The organism is Parabacteroides gordonii MS-1 = DSM 23371 (assembly GCF_000969825.1).
Taxonomy (GTDB): Bacteria; Bacteroidota; Bacteroidia; order Bacteroidales; family Tannerellaceae; genus Parabacteroides; species Parabacteroides gordonii.
This window is the reverse complement of sequence record NZ_KQ033919.1, coordinates 3,866,645-3,889,962: the sequence shown is the minus strand read 5'-3', so window position 1 is coordinate 3,889,962 and position 23,318 is coordinate 3,866,645. Positions and strand designations below refer to the sequence as shown.

General features: G+C 45.6%; 18 protein-coding genes. 9 read left to right on the top strand and 9 right to left on the bottom strand.

The genetic code is table 11. The features are described from left to right. Positions 1–148: 148 nt before the first annotated feature. On the top strand, positions 149–1,537 hold the full coding sequence (locus HMPREF1536_RS14660) for a methyltransferase RsmF C-terminal domain-like protein (protein WP_028728517.1): 1,389 nt from the start codon (positions 149–151) through the stop codon (positions 1,535–1,537). 237 nt (positions 1,538–1,774) lie between these two features. Here the strand turns inward: HMPREF1536_RS14660 and HMPREF1536_RS14655 are convergent, their stop codons facing one another. The 3 genes from HMPREF1536_RS14655 to HMPREF1536_RS14645 form a co-directional block, all read right to left on the bottom strand. Beyond that, positions 1,775–2,782 carry a DUF4837 family protein gene (locus HMPREF1536_RS14655; protein ID WP_028728516.1) on the bottom strand — a complete coding sequence of 336 codons (1,008 nt, stop codon included), beginning with the start codon at positions 2,780–2,782 and terminating at the stop codon, positions 1,775–1,777. Between the two features lie 190 nt (positions 2,783–2,972). Then, positions 2,973–3,650 (bottom strand): hypothetical protein, encoded by a 678-nt coding sequence (locus HMPREF1536_RS14650; RefSeq protein ID WP_028728515.1) that lies wholly within the window; start codon positions 3,648–3,650, stop codon positions 2,973–2,975. A gap of 10 nt (positions 3,651–3,660) precedes the next feature. After that, on the bottom strand, positions 3,661–5,730 hold the full coding sequence (locus HMPREF1536_RS14645; protein ID WP_028728514.1) for an RNA degradosome polyphosphate kinase: 2,070 nt from the start codon (positions 5,728–5,730) through the stop codon (positions 3,661–3,663). A gap of 58 nt (positions 5,731–5,788) precedes the next feature. Between HMPREF1536_RS14645 and HMPREF1536_RS14640 the strand changes: the two genes are divergently transcribed. Next, complete coding sequence (locus HMPREF1536_RS14640; RefSeq protein ID WP_028728513.1) at positions 5,789–6,283, top strand: metallophosphoesterase family protein; 495 nt, start codon at positions 5,789–5,791, stop codon at positions 6,281–6,283. 8 nt (positions 6,284–6,291) lie between these two features. Here HMPREF1536_RS14640 and HMPREF1536_RS14635 read toward each other — a convergent pair whose 3' ends face one another. The 3 genes from HMPREF1536_RS14635 to HMPREF1536_RS14625 form a co-directional block, all read right to left on the bottom strand. Further along, positions 6,292–7,410, bottom strand: coding sequence for an NUDIX hydrolase (locus HMPREF1536_RS14635; protein WP_028728512.1), 1,119 nt, complete (start codon positions 7,408–7,410; stop codon positions 6,292–6,294). Positions 7,411–7,474: 64 nt separating this feature from the next. Beyond that, a complete protein-coding gene (lipA, locus tag HMPREF1536_RS14630; protein WP_028728511.1) occupies positions 7,475–8,320 on the bottom strand; it encodes a lipoyl synthase in 846 nt (281 codons plus the stop codon). Further along, on the bottom strand, positions 8,320–10,494 hold the full coding sequence (locus HMPREF1536_RS14625; protein WP_028728510.1) for a S9 family peptidase: 2,175 nt from the start codon (positions 10,492–10,494) through the stop codon (positions 8,320–8,322). Before HMPREF1536_RS14625 ends, lipA begins: the two co-directional genes overlap by 1 nt. Before the next feature lie 168 nt (positions 10,495–10,662). On the opposite strand from HMPREF1536_RS14625, the gene HMPREF1536_RS14620 reads away from it, so the two are divergent. Next, on the top strand, positions 10,663–11,595 hold the full coding sequence (locus tag HMPREF1536_RS14620) for a tRNA modification radical SAM protein MnmL/YtqA (protein WP_028728509.1): 933 nt from the start codon (positions 10,663–10,665) through the stop codon (positions 11,593–11,595). Here HMPREF1536_RS14620 and HMPREF1536_RS14615 read toward each other — a convergent pair. Then, positions 11,579–12,076 (bottom strand): DUF4251 domain-containing protein, encoded by a 498-nt coding sequence (locus HMPREF1536_RS14615; RefSeq protein ID WP_028728508.1) that lies wholly within the window; start codon positions 12,074–12,076, stop codon positions 11,579–11,581. The two genes, HMPREF1536_RS14620 and HMPREF1536_RS14615, sit on opposite strands and share 17 nt — an antisense overlap. 378 nt (positions 12,077–12,454) lie before the next feature. Between HMPREF1536_RS14615 and HMPREF1536_RS14610 the strand changes: the two genes are divergently transcribed. The 6 genes from HMPREF1536_RS14610 (at position 12,455) to HMPREF1536_RS14585 (ending at position 19,151) form a co-directional block, all read left to right on the top strand. Continuing rightward, positions 12,455–15,139: a calcium-translocating P-type ATPase, PMCA-type gene (locus HMPREF1536_RS14610; protein ID WP_028728507.1), complete on the top strand. Its 2,685-nt coding sequence runs from the start codon at positions 12,455–12,457 to the stop codon at positions 15,137–15,139. 153 nt (positions 15,140–15,292) lie between these two features. Beyond that, a complete protein-coding gene (locus HMPREF1536_RS14605) occupies positions 15,293–15,592 on the top strand; it encodes an STAS domain-containing protein (RefSeq protein ID WP_028728506.1) in 300 nt (99 codons plus the stop codon). A gap of 21 nt (positions 15,593–15,613) precedes the next feature. Beyond that, on the top strand, positions 15,614–16,021 hold the full coding sequence (locus HMPREF1536_RS14600; protein ID WP_028728505.1) for an ATP-binding protein: 408 nt from the start codon (positions 15,614–15,616) through the stop codon (positions 16,019–16,021). A 1-nt stretch (position 16,022) separates the two neighbouring features. After that, positions 16,023–17,144, top strand: coding sequence for a sensor histidine kinase (locus tag HMPREF1536_RS14595; RefSeq protein WP_028728504.1), 1,122 nt, complete (start codon positions 16,023–16,025; stop codon positions 17,142–17,144). Beyond that, a complete protein-coding gene (locus HMPREF1536_RS14590) occupies positions 17,137–17,973 on the top strand; it encodes a sensor histidine kinase (RefSeq protein WP_028728503.1) in 837 nt (278 codons plus the stop codon). The genes HMPREF1536_RS14595 and HMPREF1536_RS14590 overlap by 8 nt, the downstream gene beginning before the upstream one ends. Before the next feature lie 14 nt (positions 17,974–17,987). After that, positions 17,988–19,151: a PP2C family protein-serine/threonine phosphatase gene (locus HMPREF1536_RS14585; protein WP_028728502.1), complete on the top strand. Its 1,164-nt coding sequence runs from the start codon at positions 17,988–17,990 to the stop codon at positions 19,149–19,151. A gap of 79 nt (positions 19,152–19,230) precedes the next feature. Here the strand turns inward: HMPREF1536_RS14585 and HMPREF1536_RS14580 are convergent, their stop codons facing one another. Then, on the bottom strand, positions 19,231–20,058 hold the full coding sequence (locus HMPREF1536_RS14580) for a hypothetical protein (RefSeq protein ID WP_028728501.1): 828 nt from the start codon (positions 20,056–20,058) through the stop codon (positions 19,231–19,233). 34 nt (positions 20,059–20,092) lie between these two features. After that, positions 20,093–22,999 carry an ATP-binding cassette domain-containing protein gene (locus tag HMPREF1536_RS14575; protein WP_028728500.1) on the bottom strand — a complete coding sequence of 969 codons (2,907 nt, stop codon included), beginning with the start codon at positions 22,997–22,999 and terminating at the stop codon, positions 20,093–20,095. Between the last annotated feature and the right edge of the window lie 319 nt (positions 23,000–23,318).

The following is a 23,318-nucleotide window of genomic DNA, read 5'->3' as shown; positions in this document are numbered from 1 at the left end:
TTGTTCTTTATTCTCGTTCTTTTTCGTCGGATCGGCTCGATTACGATATTTGCAACTACTTCATTTACACGCTGATATTCATTATTTTACATTCTCCTTGTACCTATCTATCATAATTAGTACTTTTGCGCCAAACAAACAGAATAAGATGGCACTTCCTATCGATTTTATCACACGCACCCGTGCCTTGTTAGGCGACGAATATGAGAAACTGGAAGCCGCATTGCAAGCGGATGTTCCCGTAAGTATCCGTATCAACCAAGAAAAAGGGACGAAAGCTCCGGAGACATCTCCCGTAGGCTGGAGCGATACAGGTTATTATTTACCCGAGCGCCTGTCGTTCACCTTCGATCCACTGTTCCATGCCGGAGCTTATTATGTGCAAGAAGCCTCTTCGATGTTCCTCGAACAAGCCATCCGCAACTTCGTTACGGAGCCCGTCAGATGCCTCGACCTGTGTGCCGCACCGGGCGGAAAATCCACCCATCTGTTAAGTACCTTGCCCGAAGGTAGCCTGTTGGTCAGCAACGAAGTGATCCGCAGCCGCAGTAATATCCTGGCTGAGAACATCACCAAATGGGGCAATCCGAACAACATCGTAATCAATAATGATCCCGAAGAGATCGGCCGCCTCACCCATCTGTTTGATGTGATCGTCACCGACGTGCCCTGTTCCGGCGAAGGAATGTTCCGCAAAGATACCGACAGCACCGGCGAGTGGAGCGTGGCGAACGTCAACCTTTGTGCCGCCCGCCAGCGACGCATCATCCACGATATATGGGATGCTCTGAAACCCGGTGGCCTGCTTATTTACAGCACCTGCACGTACAATACGGAAGAAGACGAGGACAATATCCATTATATTATAGAAGAATTGGGAGCCGAAGCCCTGACCATCCCCGTGAAAGAAGAATGGCAGATCACAGGCGCACTCCGCCACGACCATCCGGTATACCGCTTCTTCCCCCATAAAACCAAAGGGGAAGGTTTCTTCCTCGCCGCCCTGCGCAAAGCACCGGGTGAGACAGAAGAGATCCGTCCCCGGAATAAAAGCAAGAAAGAGAGAGGGAAAGCGGCGCCCGTCCTCCCTTCCGTGGTAAACGACTGGATAGAGGAAGCCGGCAAGTTCCGCTTCGAACTGATCAACGACACGATACAGGCCATCCCATCAGCCCATCAGGAAACATGGCAACTGATTGCAGGCCAGTGCCGGATCGTCACAGCCGGAATCCGCGTCGGCGAGATAAAAGGGAAAGATATCCTCCCGGCACATTCGCTGGCAATGAGTACGTCACTGAACAGAGAAGCCTTCACCACCGTTGAAATCAACTGGGAAGATGCTGTCAAGTACCTGAAAAAAGAGGTTTTACTCTTGCCCGAAGAGACAAAGAAAGGCTATGTACTGGTCTGCTACAACGGCTTCCCGCTGGGATTTGTCAAGCATCTGGGCAACCGGGCTAATAACCTCTATCCCCAGGAATGGCGTATCCGCAGCGGTTATCTGCCGGACAAAGTGGTCTTATATCCCGAGAGCTAAGCAGGAAGGTCGTTACATCTAAGGATCTTCCTCCTTACTATTAAGCATTTTCCTCCCTACTTTGAATAAAGGAAGGCAGACTTTACATAAATGCAAAGCGAGCATTACATAAAAGAAAGGCCACTATTACATATACGTAAGGCAAGCCTTACTTTTACAAAAGTGCGGACTTGGATGCTTAATTGTCCGGAGAAAAGAGCTTAATAGTGCAGACCTATCGGCTTAGTATTCGTATAGTCAATACGCCTGGACTACCAGCGGTTTAGGGATATTCACCGTATAAAGAGCCGCTTCGATCTTACGTATCAGGTTTCGTTTCGTTGTTTCGGGAGCGAAAACAAGGCCTTCCGTCACAACAATGCGCTGACTCCTCTCATCCAGGAAAGCATGGCTGACGAACGGGCCACCCATCTTATCCCCCACCATCTTCCATAGTCCGCGCAAGACTCCGCAATACTGATTATCGAGGGTTATCGGTTCGTAAGAGAGTGCGGCACGTCTTTCTGTCGCCATGTACGAATCCGGGAAAGCACCGGGAAGGTTCACTTTCAGAACGGAGTCGCGTTTGGCTACCAGATAATCTTCGGTGAATGTATTCTCATCCGTATAAGGGAAAGAATAAACCAGTAAGTCCACGCGCCCGGTCTTGGCATTGTTGGAAACCCAAAGGAAGTCGGTCGTATCTTTGTAATAGGTCATATCATTCGGGGCATAGAGCTGGATATCAAACTTCTCGTTTACTTTTTCCATTGCCAGTTGGCTGTAATCCTTTTTCAGGATAGCCACACGGCGTTCTCTTTCTACTTTGGAAAACTGATTAACAATATCGGAATCGTGGAAAAGGAGATAAGTTACCAGTTCTTCTGTTGAAGGGGCATTTAGCTTTATTACCTCCTGGTTGGTAGCCCACTCGTCTTTGCTGGTTTTCATAGATACCGTTGTATATTTTGCCGGATCTATATCTACAAGGAGAATGTTGCGGACGTACCTTAACAAACCGTTGAAGGTTTCGACCGGAGCGTAAGTAATACGCATGGAAGGTTCGATCTGGGGAAGTCCCGCAACCGGGGTATTCAGCTGGGCTCTTACCAGCTCGCCGACCTCACTGTCGTTAACTTCCTTAGTCATTACCACCAGGACTTCATAAGGCAGTCCCGTTGCCCGTTTCTCGACAATAGATGTATTGCAACCGGCTAATGTAAGGAGTCCTAACAAAAAAAGGGTGAATAGATGCTGTGTTCTCATAAGCATTATTTGTTTGTGTATTATCAGAGTTAATTATTTACTCCGACAAATGTACGGGAGAAAAGGGAAAGGGAGAAAGATTACTGCCGGACAAACGAGGACAGACATAAACCAATAAAAGCCAACACTATAGCTTCGCTGAAAATAGTATTTTACGTATTTGGCAGGACATTCTGCACGGACAGATCTATTAATAAAGACGAATAAACTGATCCAAATCCGTCTTTTCATCCAGTTGCAAGCGTTTCTTCAGACGGCTCTTCGACTTGGTCAGGGCGTCGGTGGTATTATTGAAGACAGCCATTTGATCCTTACGGGAAAAGTTCCATTTAATCAGGCAGCAGATCTCTTCTTCGTGCCGAGTGATGCCTGATTTCTCCTTCAGCTCCGTGAGGAAGTTGTTAAAGAGAAGGTCGGTGGTATGCAACAACTCCGTCCATTCCTGTTTGGTCAGGTTGGTGCGCACGGGGTCTTTCTTCAGTTGCATCAGCAGAGAGAAAGCATCGGGGGGAAGACGCAGGGTATCTGCCGTTTCGGACGAAAGGCGTTCGATGATCTGTTCGCTCTCACGAACTTTCCGTTGGTAATATTCCAGGTCGGCGACGCGTTCCTTGTAGAGCTCGGATTCTGAAGTCAGGTTATGCAGCTCTTCTTCGAGACGATTGATCTGCTCGATATAATCATACTTTTCCTTCTGGTAGTGATAAATGGCCACCTTATTCTTCCTGATCTTTTCCTTTACCAGCCGGTGGCGCTCCTTATTGCGTGCCATCCGGATGCCGATAATGTAGCCCAGCACCGCACCAGCTATCAGGGCTACCCAGCAAAAGCAGAAAAGGAAAAAGGTCAGGGAAGAAGGATTATCCATATCAGTTCATTCACGATTTGTTTTTCAGGTACTCATAGATTGCCAACTGCGAACGAACCTTTACGGAGGAATCATCCCGCTTAAAGTTGTTATGCAGCTGTCCGTCGATCTGGCAGGCCTTCACGTTATCGCGCATCTGTATCTTGAGGATGTCGATGACTTCCTGTTTGATCTCCGGCACCAGTATCGGGAAGGCCGTCTCGATACGGCGGTTCAGATTACGGCGCATCCAGTCGGCCGACGTCAGGTAAAGGTCTTCCTTACCGTCATTATAGAAGTACCAGATACGGGAATGCTCCAGAAACATATCCACAATACGGGTAATCCGTATATTGGCACTGTAAGGCTGATCGGGCACCAAGCAGCAAATACCGCGGACGATCAGATCGATCTCCACGCCACATTCGCTGGCATGATAGAGTTCGTTGATCATATTCTGGTCGTGCAGGCCGTTCATCTTCAATACGATCCGTCCCTTGCGTCCCTGCTCTACATGCTCGATCTCACGATGAATCATACGGATCAGTTCGGGCACCATATTGAAGCGGGCAACCAACAGGTGACGGAAGGTTGGCCCGGTCAACTTCCCTTCCAGCACGGCAAAGACTTTATTTATATCGGTTATGATCTCATCATTGCATGTCAACAACGCCATGTCCGAATAGACGCGGGCTGTCTTTTCATTGAAATTGCCGGTACTCAGATACGCAAAGTCACGGCGTTTATTACCGTCCTCCGAGTCTTTCCGGATAATAACAGCTACTTTGGCGTGTACCTTCAATCCGGGGATACTATATATAATACGTATGCCCGCCTGCTCCATCCGCTCGGCGGTACTCATATTGTTTTCTTCATCGAAACGGGCTTTCAGTTCCACGAATACCGTCACTTTCTTCCCGTTCTGCGCCGCACTGACCAACGTATTGATCACTGCCGAATTCTCCGCCACCCGGTATTGGGTGATCTTTATCTCATCCACCTTCGGATCGAAAGCCGCCTCCATCAGGAAACGGATCAGGTAATCGAACGACTGATAAGGGAAGTGCAGCATGATATCTTTCTTCTTCACCGCACGGAACACGGAGCCTTTCTCATCCAGATAAGGAATACGCATAGGAGAAGGTATCTGCTGCTCCAGCTCTTTCCCTTTCGGGTTAGGCAGTTTGGCCAGGTCTTGCAGATTCAGATAACGGCCACCGACCACCAGGTCGTCACCGGTAATACCGAACGCATCGCAGATAAAGGCCAGGAAATCGTCCGGCATAGCCCGGTCGTACATGAAACGGCTCAGGTCGCCGATCTTCCGTTTCTTTACTTTCTTGCGGATACTTTCCACGATATTCCCCTTTTCGTTCTCCAGGTAAATATCGGCATCGCGAGAAATCTTAATGCTGTAACAACTGTCGATAATGTATCCGGGGAATATATTTGCCAGATTGGCACGGATAATATCATCGATAAACATGATATAGAACTTTCCTTCATGCTCCGGCAACTCGATAAAACGGGGCACCTTGGCATAGGGTATCTTCATCATGGCATAATGATATTCGGGCGCCTGTCCCTCCTCCGGTTTACGTTTGCTCTTCTTGACCATACGGATCACCAGGTACAAACGGCGGTCGCGGATAAAGGTGCGGATATCCCCCGCCTGTATCATAACAGGCGAAAGAAAAGGAAAGACCTCTTCATTAAAGAAGTTATGAACGAACTCTTCGTGGAAAGGTTCGGGGTCGCTATCCTGATACAAGTAAATATTCTGCCGGTGCAGTTCGGGCAATATCTTTTCGGAAAAGATCCGGTAATATTCACGTTGCTGGCGGTTTACTTCATTGGTTATCTCGGTCAACACTTCTTCGGCCTCGGCACCGCTTTCTTCGGTGTAATTCTTTTTCATGATCACTCCGCGATGCTCGGCCACACGTATTTCGTAAAATTCTTCCAGATTGGAAGAATAGATAGACAAGAATTTAATCCGCTCATAAACAGGCAGCGTATCATCTTCTGCTTCCAGCAAAACCCGGTAGTTGAAAGAGAGCCAACTAATGTCGCGTTTAAAGTATTTATATGAATTCTCCATCGTATTCTATTCTTAGATGCGTAAATATAGATACTTTTGTAGAATAAAAGAAATTGTTATGATTAAAGTTGGACTTCTCTCGGATACTCACGCCTGGTGGGATGATAAATATGCGGAATACTTTGCAGAATGTGATGAAATATGGCATGCAGGAGATATCGGATCGGACGGACTGGCTGCACGTCTGGCAGCCCTGAAACCTTTACGGGCGGTATACGGTAATATAGACGGGCAATCACTCCGGCTGGAATATCCCGAGGTCGCTCATTTCACTGTGGAAGAAGTAAATGTGATGATGACGCATATAGGCGGTTACCCGGGACGATACAACCCGGCTATCCGCAAAGAACTGTACGATACCCGCCCGAACTTGTTCATAGCGGGGCATTCGCACATTCTGAAAGTTGCTTTCGACAAATATCTTAATTGTTTATATATCAACCCGGGAGCCGCTGGAAAAAGCGGCTTTCACCAGGTTCGCACATTAGTACGTTTCGTTATCGACGGCAAGAATATTAAAGACCTGGAGGTAATAGAACTTGGTATCCGATAGATAATTCGTTACTCTCCGCAGCAGAAACTTTCAGCCAGCAATATCGTATTTTGAAGATAAGAGAACTCCTGCTCAAAGTATTCACTGAATACACCCGATTGCAGGTTTTCTTCTATTTGTTTGGCAGTCCATAACTTTCCGCCTGCCTTTTTACACTGGCTCAATTGTTCTTCTGTACGCAAACAGATCACATAAAGCGAAACCAAGTGTTTAACCTTCTCGTTTTCGAACGTATAACGTATCAGGAAACGAGGTGTAATATCCTCCTGTTCGGCCAGTTCACCGACGGATTCGCGCACTGTACTTTCAATACTATGCCTGAACAGTACATAACTATGGAAAGGATAATCGATCGTATCAGGAGATACGAATGCATCTTTACTCCTTTTCATCAAATAAAGCATGCCGTTATGAATAACAGCTACCCGGACGATCGGATGATAGTATTTCTTCGGCAACGTACGGCTCACCGAACGTGCAATACAACCAATCACCTTTCCTCCTTCATTCAACACTGGCAACCACATCTCTTTACGCAAACTACCTTGCATCAACGACAGGCGTATCTGTTCATACAGAATAATCAGTATACCTATCAATACCCCCAGCTCCCTGTAAAGGAAACGCTCCGTACGCACACTCTGCATCGTATCCGGCAGGATACTGTACACCAGAATGGCAAACAGGTGCAATGTATATATATTCTGAACGAGCTGAGCAATGAAATAAAATTCATTCAATGTTGTTCGCATTAAAGTCCGCTTATAAGTCGGATGCGTTGATGTTCGTATTTTCTTCAGTACCGAGCGCCGGCTAAAACCGATAAACGCAAGTACAACTACCAACAACACCTCCGTGATCAACGGAGAATAAATGAACAATACCGGCTCTAGTTTCAGGCAGAGAAAAACAGAATACAAGACCAATGTTATTGCCGAAGGCAACAGCAGGAATTGATACACTTTATCTTTACTCAAAACCTGATAGAGAAAAATACATACAAAACAAAAGGTAACGCCGATGATGAAAGACAAGAGATAAGAAAAATAGTTGTCCAAAAACATAAACAACAGCAATGGCAAAAGACCAATGGCTTGGTTGTCCAATCCTTTCTTAACTTTGTTCATACCCTTTCCCCCTTTCTTCGCACTTTAAATATATAACAACCCAATTTGTTAAATGTTTTCGTTATTAAACATGCTTTTCAGCGTGATAAGAGGAACGAACCAGCGGAGCGCTCTCCACCATACGGAAACCTTTTTCCAAAGCGATTGATTTATAAGTAATGAACTGTTCGGGGGTAACGTATTCGGATACTTGAATATTTTTTCTCGATGGTTGTAAATATTGTCCAATTGTTAATACCGAAGTACCTGTTGCAAGCACATCGTCCATCAGGCAGCAGACTTCTTCCGGGGTTTCCCCCAGGCCGACCATAATGCCCGTCTTGGCTGTTGCACCTTGTCCGGCAATACGCGACAGGACAGACAAGCTGACATCATATTTGGCTGCACTACGAACTTGCGGACTGATACGTCGCACGGTTTCCATATTATGTGAAATAATTTCAGGCCCAGCAGCAACTATCAGATCTACCAGATCGAGACGTCCCTGAAAGTCCGGGATCAGCACTTCGACGGTGGTTCCCGGATTAACCTCCTTGATCGTTCGGATGGTTTCAACCCAATGCCCGGCTCCCATATCCGGCAGGTCATCCCGGTCGACCGATGTTATTACCGCATGTTTTAAATTCATCAGGCGGATGCTTTCAGCTACATTGGCCGGTTCTTTCGGATCCAACGGCAACGGCTTGCCTGTAAGTGTATTGCAAAAACGACAGGAACGGGTACAGATCTCACCGGCAATCATAAAAGTGGCGGTTCCACGACTCCAGCACTCTCCCATATTCGGGCATTTGCCGCTTGTACAGATCGTGTGCAGACAATGAGACTCAACAATACTTTTAGTCCTCGTGAACTGTTCGTTCCCTCCCAGCCGGATCTTCAACCAATCCGGCTTTCTCAAATGTTCTGACATTATAAATTATCAAATAAGAAATTAGACATCGAAGTATACAGATGATAACGTGCATTTCCTCCGTAAATACTATGATTATAATCTGGATAAATCTGCATTTTATAATCTTTACCAGCTTCTATCAACGCTTTTGTATAGGCTATCGAATGCTGGATATGAACATTATCGTCTGCTGTTCCGTGGATCAGCAATAACTTACCTTGTAAGTCTTTTGCCAGACGAACCGGAGAAGTAGCAGCATAACCGGCGAAGTTTTCCTGAGGTGTACGCATATAACGTTCGGTGTAAACCGAGTCATAATATTTCCAGTCTGTCGGAGGAGCGACAGCAATACCGGCCTTGAATGTACCGTTACCCACGCTCATAGACATCAATGTATTGTATCCACCGAAGCTCCAGCCCCAGATAGCAATACGACCGGCATCCACATACGGCAATTTACCTAACGCCTGTGCAGCTTCCACCTGGTCTCTGGATTCCAAATCGCCCATCCGCAAGTATGTACATTTACGGAAAGCTTCACCACGTGCACCGGTTCCACGACCATCCACACTAACTACGATAATACCGTTGGCAGCCAAATAGTGTTCCCAGTCAAAACCATATTTATCCAATACTTGTTGCGAATTAGGCCCGCTATATTGAACCATTAACACCGGATATTTCTTCGATTCATCGAAATTAACAGGTTTGACTATCCAGGCATTCAACTCATAATCAGAAGCTGTATGCACTTTGAAGAATTCTTTTTTCGAGAAGGATGTATTTGCCAGTTTTTCTTTCAAAGCAGCGTTATCCTGCAATACCCGTAATTCCTTTTTAGTCTTTGTTTCGTTCACTGTGATCTTTGCGGGGGTGTTCGCATTCGACCAGGTATTAACAAAATAAGCATAGTTATCGCTGAAGTCGGCACTGTTCGTTCCTTCTGCATCCGTCAACTTCGTTTTTACACCTTTTGCGTCTATCTTATAAACGGAACGGCGCAACGGGCTTTCTTCTGCAGACTCGTAATAAGCGACTTTAGTTGCATCATCATATCCGATCAGGCGGGTAACATCCCAATTGCCTTTCGTTACCTGACGCTGCATAACTCCTGTCGGTGAATACAGATAAAGGTGGGAATAACCGTCCTGTTCGCTTACATAAGTAAAACCGGAAGGGAAGAAATGGATGGAAGTCAACCATTCGGAGTCTACATAGCATTTATTTTCGTCACGAAGGATCAGACGCGATACGCCGCTCTTCGGATTTACATAATACATATTGAAAAGGTTCTGCTGACGGTTCAAAGTCATCACAGCCAATTGATCGGAATTAGTCGTGAAAATAATTCGCGGGATATAACTGTCCGGCTCTACCGGGACTTTCAATTCTTTGATATCTTTTGTCGCTACACTGTAAGAATGAACCGATACTTTCGAGTTGTTCTCTCCGGCTTTCGGATATTTAAAGTTGTAATAGCCCGGATATAAACCGTTGCCCCACATCTGCATAGAATACTCCGGCACTTCTGTTTCGTCAAAGCGCACATAAGTCAGGTATTCGCTGTCGGGCGACCAGGCCATCAGGTTTGTCACGGCAAATTCTTCTTCATAAACCCAATCGGTAACACCGTTCAGTATTTTATTCAGTTCGCCGTCTTTGGTTACCTGCACTTCGGTATCGTAATCAAATTTACGAACCCATATATTATTATCCACCACATACGCACACATACGTCCGTCGGGCGAATAAGTCGGGATCATCTGTTTGTTCTTCGAATCGGATAAAGGCTTTACATAATTACGACGCACGTCATAATCGTAAACCATAGCCTTGAAAGAACGGCGATAGATAGGCTCAGTCTCTCTCCAGACCAGAATATGATGGCCGGTAGCACTGATATCGTAGCCGTCGAAGTCGTCGAACGTCGATTCGCGGGCTGTGCGGGCATTAAACAATGTGTCTACCGGATTACCTGTACGGTATGAATATTTTATAATCATACTCCGATCTTTGTTCATTGCCGTATAATGCTCACCATCCGGCAGCGACCGCATTTCTCCGATAGCAGTTACCTGACGGTATTTACCATCTGTAATTTCTTTTAAATCTACACGTTTGCTCCCGTTCTGAGCAGATACGCTTCCAACTATCGCCAATGAAAGCAAGAAACCAACACCCAATCGTTTCATGAATACTTTTAATTTTATATTGAATAGCCCGCAAAGTTAGCATTTTATCGTGGTAAACCCTTAACCGTTAAAGGTAAATTATGTACTGAAGCTGTGATGTCCTGGCATTTTATCATTAAATTAACCACCGGACATTGGTCATTAACCATTATAAATTACCTTTGCCTTATGGAAAACGTAAAGCCTTATAATGATTTCGGAGATTTCCTGCGGAAAGTATTCCCTCATAAAGTACAGAAAATCTCTATCAACGCCGGCTTCACCTGTCCTAACCGCGACGGTTCGAAGGGATGGGGAGGTTGCACTTATTGTAATAATCAAACATTCAGTCCGGAATATTGCCATACGGAAAAGAGTGTATCCGAACAGTTGGAAGAAGGAATACGTTTCTTCTCCCGCAAGTATCCGGAGATGAAATACCTGGCCTATTTCCAAGCATATACCAATACGTATGACGAACTCGATTCATTAAAAACCAAGTATGAGGAAGCATTGTCTTACCCCGGTGTAGTCGGCCTGATCGTCGGAACACGCCCGGATTGTATGCCGGAAGCTCTACTGGATTATTTCACTTCCCTTTCCAAAGAAAAGTTTGTCATGATAGAATACGGACTGGAAAGCACATTGGATAAGACATTGATCCGTATCAACCGCGGACATACGTATGAAGAGTCGGAAACAGCTATCCGCCGGACAGCCGAAAGAGGCATCTATACCGGGGCACACCTCATCCTGGGGTTACCGGGAGAAAGCCATGAAGAGATATTGCAGCATGCCGACCGGTTATCCGCTTTGCCGATTACTACCCTGAAATTGCATCAGCTGCAACTGATCCGGAATACCCGCATGGCCAAGGAATACGCCGAGCATCCCGAAGAGTTCCACCTCTATACGGCCGACGAATATATCGATCTGGTGATCGACTTCATAGAAAAATTAAACCCCTCTATTGTGGTAGAGAGGTTTGTATCGCAATCCCCGAAAGAGCTGCTGATCGCTCCCGACTGGGGACTAAAGAACTTTGAATTCACTGCTAAAGTCAATAAGCGTATTGCCGAAAGAAATGCACGGCAGGGACGACTGTTCACTCCTCTTTCTTAGGAGCCAGTTCCCCGTAAAACGTGATATTCTGTTTATTCACAGGTGTCACATTTATAGTTGCGGAACCATTCGAGAATACCTGTACACTAAAAGCATACGTATCATCGTCGGTTCGGGCACGAAACTGTATTTGAGCGGTTCCCTTTTTATTAAAAGAGGTTTGATAATCGGTAATTGATTTTTCAAATCGCAACCCGTCACCGCCACCATAAGGGGCAGTATAGGCTCTTCCGAAATAAGGGAGATAAGAGATAGCCGAGTCGCCGCGCATTTCCAGAGAATAGGGAGAGGTCAGATTGAGAGAACGCCCTCCCATAGGTATCGCACGATCCACATTTATTGTAAACCGTTTACTTTCTATTAATTCTTTTACTTCTTTTTCCTTTTGTTCTTTCTTTTCCTTTTTGGTTTGAGCACAAAGGGATTGCCCTGCTATAACAAGGACAATCCCCAGTAACCAGAATAACCTAACATTCTTCATAACCTTAAATAAATAACACACTGTTTGCCTTTTATATATAAGACAATTACAGGAGCTAAAAGTTTATGGCATATCCGTTAATTTAACGCAATAAAAGGTTAACAAAGTATTACTCAATCAAAGACTTAGCCAAGCAGAACAAAATAGAGGCAAACCATAGCCTCAGCACTATAGTGACAGGGGTATCAGGACTATAGTACTGCACCTGTCAGCACTATAATGTGACAGGTACTCACACTATAGTGCTATCCTATTTAAATGCATATACAGAATCTTTATTTATTCTTTTATCAATTAAGAACTAAACCCCTTGCGTATGTCCGTCAACTTTACGTAATTTGCTGTACATTATAATTCTGAATTGGAATAAACAAATTTATGGAGAAAAAACATCAGTATCAGGGCTTAACCAAACAAGAAGTTGAAGAAAGCAGGCGCCTTCATGGCGAAAACATTCTCACACCTCCCGAGAAAGCCTCTCTCTGGAGTCAGTTCCTCGAAAAGTTCAATGATCCGATCATTAAGATCCTGCTGGTAGCATGGCTCTTATCGATGATTATCGCCGGCGTGCATTGCTGGGGGCCGGAAGCGAAAGGCTTTACCGCATTTCTCGAACCTATCGGTATATTCTTCGCCATCATGCTGGCATCGTGTGTCGGCTTCTTTTTTGAATTGAAAGCCAACAAGGCATTCGATGTCTTGAACACAGTGAACGACGATACATTTGTAAAGGTGATCCGGGAAGGGAATATCTGTCAGATCACAAAAAAAGAAGTAGTAGTCGGCGATATCGTTGTACTGGAAACAGGGGAAGAAGTTCCCGCCGACGGCCATCTGCTGGAAGCCATCTCTTTACAGCTCAATGAGTCTACCCTTACCGGCGAACCGATCATCAGCAAAACAACCAATGAAGCCGAGTTCGACCACGAAGCGACCTATCCTTCCAACGTGGTCATGCGCGGAACAACCGTAGTAGACGGACACGGAGTGATGGAAGTCGAACTGGTAGGCGACGCCACCGGATACGGAAAAGTATACGAAGGTTCCCAAATAGAGAGCGACATTGAAACCCCGCTGCAGATACAATTGAAAGGACTCGCAGGCGTGATCAGTAAAGGCGGATACACCGTAGCCGGACTTACTTTCATCGCCCTGCTGATAAAATTGTTCCTATCCTCTTCCGGTATGCCGGTAATGGATCTGATCTCGCATATACTGAATATCTTTATGATAGCAGTAACGCTGATCGTTGTATCCGTCCCCGAAGGCTTGCCGATGAGCGTAACCCTCAGCCTTGCCCTGAGCATGAACCGCATGCTTAAGACAAACAACCTCGTTCGTAAGATGCATGCCTGCGAAACGATGGGGGCTACCACCGTGATCTGTACCGACAAGACCGGGACATTGACACAGAACCAGATGCAGGTCTACCAGACTAATTTCTACAACTTGAAAGACCAGCAACTGGGCGACGACGAACTAAGCAACCTGATCAAAGAAGGTATCTCGGTAAACTCTACCGCTTACCTCGACTTCTCGGAAGATAAAGTAAAAACATTAGGTAACCCGACCGAAGCGGCCTTATTGCTCTGGTTGAACAGCCAGAATCAGAATTACCTGACATTAAGGGAAGAAGCTCCGGTTGTGGATCAGTTGACCTTCTCCACCGAACGGAAATATATGGCAACGGTAGTCAAATCGCCGTTGCTGGGTAAAAAAGTATTATACGTTAAAGGTGCCCCCGAAATTGTTCTGGCCAATAGCCAACGGGTAGCTACCGACGGTACTTACAAACCGGTAGATGCCTGCAAAGCCGGTATCGAAAAACAACTGCTGGATTATCAGAACCAGGCTATGCGTACGCTCGGCTTTGCATACCAGATCATTGAAGACGGACAAGACGAGTCGTTCTTCGTAAACGGCCGTCTGCACAATACCGATCTTACTTATTTAGGCATCGTCGCCATCTCCGACCCGGTTCGTTCGGATGTTCCGGCAGCCGTTCAAAGCTGTTTGAATGCAGGGATAGATGTAAAGATCGTAACAGGTGATACACCGGGAACAGCCAAAGAGATCGGCCGTCAGATCGGCACATGGAAACCGGAAGACACCGACCGTAACATCATTACGGGCCCGGGCTTCGAAGCATTGACCGACGAAGAGGCACTCGACCGCGTATTGGATCTGAAGATCATGTGCCGCGCCCGTCCTACCGACAAACAGCGTCTGGTGCAGTTATTGCAGAAGAAAGGCGCCGTTGTTGCCGTAACCGGCGACGGAACCAATGATGCCCCCGCCCTGAAAGCAGCCCAGGTAGGTCTGTCTATGGGAGACGGAACATCGGTAGCCAAAGAAGCCAGCGACATCACGATCCTTGACAACTCTTTCGGAAGTATCACGCGTGCCGTTATGTGGGGACGCTCTCTATACCGCAATATCCAGAAGTTCCTGCTTTTCCAGCTGACTATCAACGTGGCAGCCTGTCTGATCGTATTGCTGGGCTCCCTGTTCGGAACCGAATCACCGCTTACCATCACCCAGATGTTATGGGTGAACCTGATCATGGATACGTTCGCCGCCGGTGCACTGGCTTCACTTCCTCCTAACGAACGGGTGATGAAAGACAAGCCCCGCCGTAGCGGAAAGGATGGTGACTTTATCATCACCCGCCCAATGGCTTACAACATCTTCGGAGTAGGTATTGCTTTCGTGCTGATCCTGATGGGAGTATTATACTATTTCCATGCACAGACGGGATTGACTCCACACGACCTGTCCTGGTTCTTCAGTTTCTTCGTCATGTTACAATTCTGGAATATGTTCAATGCCAAAGCATTCATGGAAGGCCGTTCGGCATTCGCCAACCTGAAAGAGAGCAAGAGCTTCCTGTTCGTTGCCCTGCTGATCCTCATCGGCCAGTACCTGATCGTCACATTCGGCGGAGAAATGTTCAATGTCGTACCGCTGTCACTGAAAGACTGGGGGATCATTATCGGCTCCAGCTCACTGGTTCTTTGGATTGGTGAGATTGCACGCGGAATTAAACGGTTGACCTCCCGATAAGAAGCTTTTATAAAGGTAGCTACCTTGTGCTACTTAAGCCAGCACCGGCCAAAGGTGTCGGGAAATAATTAAAACGCTTACAAAAAGTAGTACAAATAACAGGAATAATATTTACATTTGCTTACTTTGCAAACAGAGCAAACACATTGTAATATGGAAATAGAAATAAAACATGGAACAGAGACAGTAATCTGCCTTTCCGGACAATTGGACACGTTAAGCTCACCCGATCTTGAAAAAGAGATCACAGCGATTCTTGAAGGTGATGCAAAGAAAGTAATACTGGACGGCAGCAAACTTACCTATATCAGTAGTGCCGGTTTGCGGTTGCTTCTCATTCTGCAAAAAAGAATGAGTCAAAAAGGAGGTAAATTCGTGTTGAGGAATATCCAGGACAGTATTATGGAGATATTCAGAATAACCGGTTTCATCTCTTTCCTTACCATTGAATAATAAGATTCAAACTCCGGTAGAATGACCAGCACATTACATATTAAGAATGATCCGGAACAACTTGCGCTCTTGTATGATTTTCTGGAGCAGCAAGCTGGTAATTGCGGATTTGATGCAGCACTGCTCATGCAGATAAAGCTGGCAATGGACGAGGCTGTAACAAATGTTATTCAATACGCATACCCCGGTTCGGAAGGAGATATATGCATCGATATGGGGTGCGATAACGGACAATTGAAAATAGTCATAACCGACAACGGCATCCAGTTTAATCCGCTGGAAAAACAAGAGCCGGATATTACACTTTCATTGGATGAACGCCCGATCGGCGGACTCGGTATCTTCCTGGTAAAACAGCTGATGACGGATGTCAGGTACGATCGCTCCGAAGGAAAGAATATATTAACAATGACCAAAGAAATTCAGTAATATGGCCGACTTCGATATCAAAGAAATAGCTTCCCTCAAAAGACAGTTGCGCATCATAGAAAAGTTGACGCTGGTTGGCTGGATCCTTATAATTGCTGGTCTCTACTACGATTGGGAGACGGTCCCCGGCCTGGCTATCGTCGCAGAGATCGTACTTTATATCCTGAAAGGACGCCTGCGCAAAAAACTGAAGCAAAAGGAATATCTTGCCAAGATAGTGGAAGAACGTACCATCGAACTACGCATCCAGCGGGATCAGGTACTGAAAGAATCCGAAAAACTGTCGAAAGCACTGGATGCTCTTGCCGAAGCACAGGACGAACTGGTACGGAAAGAAAAGCTGGCTACCGTAGGACAGCTGACCCAGGGACTGGTAGACCGTATCCTGAATCCCGTTAATTACATCAATAATTTTGCCGGCCTGTCAGCAGACCTGATCAAAGAGTTGAAAGAGAACATAACGGACGAGCAGGCCGTTATGACCAAAGAAATCTATGAGGACAGCGTCGAAATACTCGACATGATAGAAGGCAATCTGCAAAAGATCAATGAACATGGCTGCAACACCGTGCGTATCGTCAAAGCGATGGAAGAACTGCTGAAAGACCGCCGTGGCGAAGCTACTCCAACCGATCTGGGCGATCTGTGCAAGGTCAATGTAGATGTCCTCAACAAATTATTCAAAAAAGAAATTGAAGAGAACCGGATACAGATAAATATAGAATCTCCGGAAAAGCCGCTCATAGCAGAAATCGATATCGAACAAATGAACAAAGCGCTGGGCAGCATTCTTAAAAACAGTATCTATGCGTTGCTCCGGAAGTTGCAAAAACAAAGTTTCTCCCCCGTTATCACGATAAAACTGGAGGAGAGAGCCAACAACACTGCATTTATCAGTATATATGACAACGGGATCGGTATCGAAGACAATATCAAAGACAGGATATTCGAACCTTTCTTTACCACCAAGCCCTCCGCCGAAGCAGCCGGTGTCGGGTTGTATCTCTGCCGCGAAGTTATCCTCAACCACCAGGGTTCGATCCTGGCAAAAAGCGAGAAGGATAACTATACAGAATTCTTAATTACAATTCCTATCAGTCAAAAAAGGATCAACAATGAATGAGAACACCCAAAAAGAGATTGAAAATCTGAGGAAACAGATCAGCCAGCAGGAAAAGATGGCTTCCCTCGGATTATTGAGTGCCGGCATTGCACATGAAATACAGAACCCTCTTAACTTCGTGATCAACTTCAGCAAAGTCTCGCAGAAGTTGCTGAAAGATATGCAGGAAGTGTTGGACGAGCTTGGAGACGTATTGCCGGATGATTCAGTTGAAGAGATCAAAGAGATCATGTCTGACCTGGAAGGTAATATGAGCAAGATCGAAGAGAACGGCAACCGTGCTTCGAGTATCGTGCGCGGCATCCTGCTCTACTCACGCGGCAAAGACGACGAATATATCCCGACCGACCTGCAACAACTGACCAAAGAATATGTCTGGCTTTCCTATCATGCAGTCAAGGCAAACAACAAAAGTTTCAATGTCTCCATACAGGAAGACTATGCCAACGGCCTGCCATTGGTGAAGATCATTCCGCAGGATTTCAGCCGTGCCGTGCTCAACCTGATGAACAACGCGTGCTACGCCGTATTCAGTAAATCGAAAGAGGCGACCGGCACAGCCTATCAGCCGACTATCAGGATATCCTTGAAAAAAGAGGGCGACCGTATCAACCTGGCGATAGAAGACAATGGACAGGGTATTTCGGAAGAGATCAAAAAGAAGCTCTATACACCTTTCTTCACGACAAAGCCGATCGGTGAAGGTACCGGCCTCGGATTGTCGATCACTAAATCGATTATCGAACAAAAACATAACGGTACGATCGAGATGGATACCCGTCCCGGCGAATATACCCGTTTTACTATTTCTATTCCTATCCAACAATAAGAGAGACAAAAGTCATGGCTATAAAAATATTAAGTGTAGACGATGAATTAGACCTGGAAAGGTTGCTTACCCAATACTTCCGCCGCAAGATAAAGAAGGGAGAATATGAGTTCTATTTTGCGCACAACGGACTGGAAGCACTTCAAATGATGCTTGTCCAACCGGATTTCGATGTGATACTAAGCGACATCAATATGCCGGAAATGGACGGACTGACGTTGCTTGCCAAAATAAACGAAATGCAGAATCCGGCTCTTAAATGTATCATGGTTTCAGCTTACGGGGATATGGAAAATATCCGTAGCGCCATGAACCAGGGGGCCTTCGACTTTACGACTAAGCCGATCAATCTGGAAGACTTGGAACGTACCATCGAAAAGGCTGCCGAACAGATCTCTTTTATTAAAAAGGCACAACAGGAACATACGCAACTGGAATCTATCCGCAACGACCTGCATATCGCCCAGGAGATCCAGCAAACGATCCTGCCGAAAACATTCCCCCCGTTTCCCGAACTGAAATCGTTCGAGATCTATGCCTATATGAATGCGGCTAAATATGTAGGGGGCGACTTCTACGATTTCTTCCGCATAGACCAGGATCGTTTGGGCTTCGTTATTGCGGATGTGGCAGGCAAAGGTGTTCCGGCAGCTATCTTTATGGCGATCAGCCGGACGGTTATCCGGACAATAGCCTTGACGGAAAACTCGGCAGCTATGTGTATGCAGCGTTCTAATGCATTCCTCTGCCAGGAAAATACCAATGAAATGTTCGTGACTGTATTCTACGGAATTCTGAACCTGAATACCGGTCTTGTCACCTATTGCAATGCAGGCCATAATCCGCCTATCCTGATGAAAAAAGATAATACGGTCGTATCTGTTCCGCTGACAAACGATTTCATTCTGGGAAGCATAGACAATATCACTTATCACGAAAAAACGTTACAACTATCGCCGGGCGATAACTTACTGCTCTATACAGACGGGATAACAGAAGCTATGAATACCCGCCACGAGCAATACAGCGAACAGCGTTTACTGGAAAACTGCCAGGAGCTGATTGGAAAAAGCCCGAAAGAGATTGTTGATAAAATAACAGAAACGGTAGGTAAGTTCGTTGTCGGAGCGGTGCAATCGGATGATATCACCTTGTTATCTATTACCTATCAGGGATAAATAAGATTTTACAGAGTATAAAAAAGGAGATGTTCCAATCGGAACATCTCCTTTTTTGCTATACATTATATATATGTACTTATTTCAGTAAAGCATCACGGATACCCATGATCTCTGCATTAGCAGCTCTGGCTTCCTGGATAGAACCTACTTTTGTCTTCAACGGGCTGAGGATTGTACCCAACTGTTGCAGGTCAGGATAGTAAGAAGCCAAGTCGGCTACTACTTCTTCCAGCATAGTCACACGTTTCAGCATATTCTCAGAAAGTCCGGCAGATGTAGCATCTCCTTTAACAACCAATGTAGGATTAGCCAGCAGGCAAGCATATTCGGCAGAAGATGCGCCCAGGATTTCAATCTGTACATCGATCTTATTTTCTGCAGCCATCTTGTCGATGATCTTATCTTCCTGTGCATTCATGAAAGCCTGCAATTGCTCTTTAGTTGCATCTTTCGGAGCCTGTTCTTTCAGGATATCCAGAACGAAAGAAACATTCAGGTCGGTAGCCAACTTAACGATGGCTCCTTCTACTTCTGCTGTAGACTGACCGATGGCTTTCAATACGTTGTAATCAGCCATATACATACCGAGTGCACGTGCTTTCAGAGTGGCTGTGCTCAGTTCTGCAGCTTTGGCAACGGGTAACATATAAGTCAAATCCGCCACTTTCACCTGAATTTCACCGCTGGACAAACGATAAGGAATTTCCGACTCCGGCATATCAGCCAAAAACTTAACAGTTTCCTGTTTTACTTCCTCTGTTAACAAATCTTTGGGAGCTTTACCGGCTATAACGGCAGCTTCTTCCGTTTTCTCGGCATCATTCGATTTCTTAGCACCATTGCAGGAAACCATGCCTACCATTAATGCGGCTATCGCAAGCACGCTTAATACACTCTTTTTCATGTTACTTTATTTAATAATTTATATTCCAGCTTTTTTATTCTTCTTTCATGAAACGTCCCGGAAACTCTGCGAATATAGCGATAATAGCTAATAATGCAAAGAAACCTATAATCAATAAATTAAAATTATAGGTAGAAATTAATATACCGCCCAGATTTTTCTCATAAGCATAGAAAGGAGCCCTGCCATACGGATTGTCCGGCATAACATAAATCTGTCCGATTGCAGGGTAAATACGATGTCCGTACTCCTTATAAAAACTACGGCCTCCGGCTCCCATCACCAAGTCTTCGATTGCCGAATTATGATGCTTTTTCTTCTGGTCGGTGATCCATTCGGCCCCTTTATCACGTATATCTTCCTCTTGCACCTGATCCAGGTAGGCAGTAAAGTTATGCGCACGCTCATGTAGAGCCTTATCCACCTTATCCAGATACGACAGGTAAGTTTCTCCTTTAGCACGGGGAGCGATACGGGCGGCACGTCCCAATACGGCAAGTTCGTTTTCTACCGTCAGACGTTTATCCGGATCATCTTTCCCTTCCAGTTGTTCAGCCAGGCGACGTACCTCTTTCGAATGTATATTTTCGTAATACTGTGCCAGATATTTTTCCCTCTCTATCGGAAAGTAAGCCTGATTATAGGTATTATCGGCAAACTGTTCTACCATCAATGCTTCGAAAGCCCAACGCGAAGGGATCATCTCTCCGATCAACGGCACCTTATTTTCTTTCGAAGCACGGGTATTCAGATCATCAAACTTGATTACCAACCCGCAAAGCAATATCTGAGGGATCAGCAGAAGAGGGATCGTTATATAAATAGCCACCACCGAATTCATCGACTGCGACAGGATCAACCCTGTCAGGTTGGCCAGAAAAGAAGTTGCCCAAAGGATACTCCACCAAACACTGAACATCTCCCATCCTACCCCCATAATCGTATTTCCTACCAAAATGAAAAGCAAGGATTGAAGTCCCGATACTCCCAACAGATAGACCATCTTCGACGTAAGGTAACTGCTACGGCTCAACCGCAGAAAATGCTCCCGTTTCAGGACAGGCCGGTCTTTGATGATCTCTTCGGCACTTATACTTAATCCCATAAAAGTGACTACGATAACCGACATGAAGATGTAAGACACAAAATTCTTATTGGCAAGCAAGGTATATTCGTCACCATCGACATAGCGGGTAAGCAGGGCAACAATCAACGCCAGTAAAGGAGCTTCCAGCAGCATAATGGCCAGATACTGTTTATTAACCAGCTTCGTCCGGACATTCCGTTCCAGGAAGATACAGAATTGTTTGAACCAGGTAGGCTTTTTCTGCTTACTATCCGGCAACTCCTTTTCCTCGACCGCCCCATAAGAGGGACGCGAAGATACATATTTTTCATGCCATTCTTCGGGGGTAAACTTCCGGATATTCGTCTGGTTACCGGAGTCGTCGATCTTCTTTGAGTCGATAATATTCAGGATCAGCTCCGGATTTACATTGCCGCAGGTACTGCAAACGCTGATATCCGGATCGGTATATTTAGCCGCTTGTTTGAAATAGATTATCGCTTCGATCGGATTACCGTCATAAATAGGATAACCGCCCCTATCCAGCAACCAAAGGCGATCGAATAACTTATAGATTTCAGACGAGGGCTGGTGGATATTTACAACAACCAGCTTTCCCCGGTGCGTCTGTTCCTTCAACAGCATGATAACCTTCTCGGAGTCGGATGAAGATAAGCCGGAAGTCGGTTCGTCCAGATACAGGATAGCCGGCTCACGGATCAGTTCGAGGGCTATATTCAACCGTTTTCGTTGTCCACCACTGATCGTTTTGCGGATAGGGGAACCCACTTCGAGGTCTTTTATTCCTTCCAGGTCTAACTCCTTCAGCACATCATCGACCCTTTCCTTGATTTCCGTATCTGAAAGGCGGGCAAAACAGAGACGGGCCGTAAACCAGAGGTTCTGATAAACGGTAAGTTCCTCTATCAGCAAGTCATCCTGCGGAACAAAACCGATCAGTTGACGGGCTTCCGGGGCATCCAGCGGATAACCGTTCACGGTTATACTACCTTCGTCCGGATGAATATTCCCGTTCATGATACCCAGCAAAGTGGATTTCCCCACTCCGCTTCCTCCCATGATGGCAACCAACTGTCCCGACTCCAGATTGAAGGAAAAGTTATGTAATCCGTTACTGCTATTCTTAAAAGTAAAATTCAAATCTCTACCGTTCAGATAGATCGTTTCTTTCCGTTCATTCTTATTATAAACAGTCAGCAGGTCACTGTAATAGACCGGAAGAAACAAAGGCCCTTTCAGCACGCTACTATGTTGCCAGGCATAAAAGATACCCGGCGACAAAGGAATATCGTTCATGAAAACGACTCCCGTACCGTAGTAAGTAAAGATCTGCTTATCAAACCGCCGGATAAAAAGGACACGGATAAAACCGTCCATTCCCTTGCGGGTGATATGATTTTCAGTCGTCGTTTCTTCCCCGCTGATAGTAAGCAAAGAAGAAGAGGGCTTTCCGGTAATAAAGGCCAGTATGTCGTCAAACTCCTCCTGCGGGATAGCAAAAATCTCCGCTACAATATGAAAGAGAGGTAAATGATTCTCAAACTCTTCACTGTTCGAATAGGCAAACTCCACAAACCGGACCAGAAGAAGCAGTTGCTCTTCCGCCATCAGCTTCACCTTCATCTGTTCGCAGATATTGCGTACCACACTCTCCTTATCTACAGGAAAAAGCGAGTCGTCGTACAGACTGCGCAACTCACTATATAACTCGATATACTCTTTATGGGAACGAACACCGAAATGGCTGGATAAATAAAAATGAACCGCACGGCTTGCCTGCTGCTCCTCGATACGCACAGCCGAAGCAAAAACAGCAAACAGATTCAACAAACCGTTCAGAATGGTTTCATTCATATATTCATAGATAATGATGATTTACAGGACAAAGATAAAAACTTTCAGGCATACGGAAATAAAAAAATGATCTATTGACGGAATTAATAATGAATGATGTCCACAATTAGAAAAAACTGAGCTATCTGATTAGTGACTGATGGTAACCAGCTCCCCTCTTGAGAGGGGGTAGGGGGTGTGTAAATGCCAGTAAATAAAACCGGCAAAAAACATATGTATGGCTTAAATATATTAATGTGTTATTAATTAAGGCCCGTTTATAGGCAGTATTATAACACACCCCCTTCCCCCTCTCAAGAGGGGAGACAGTTACAACCGG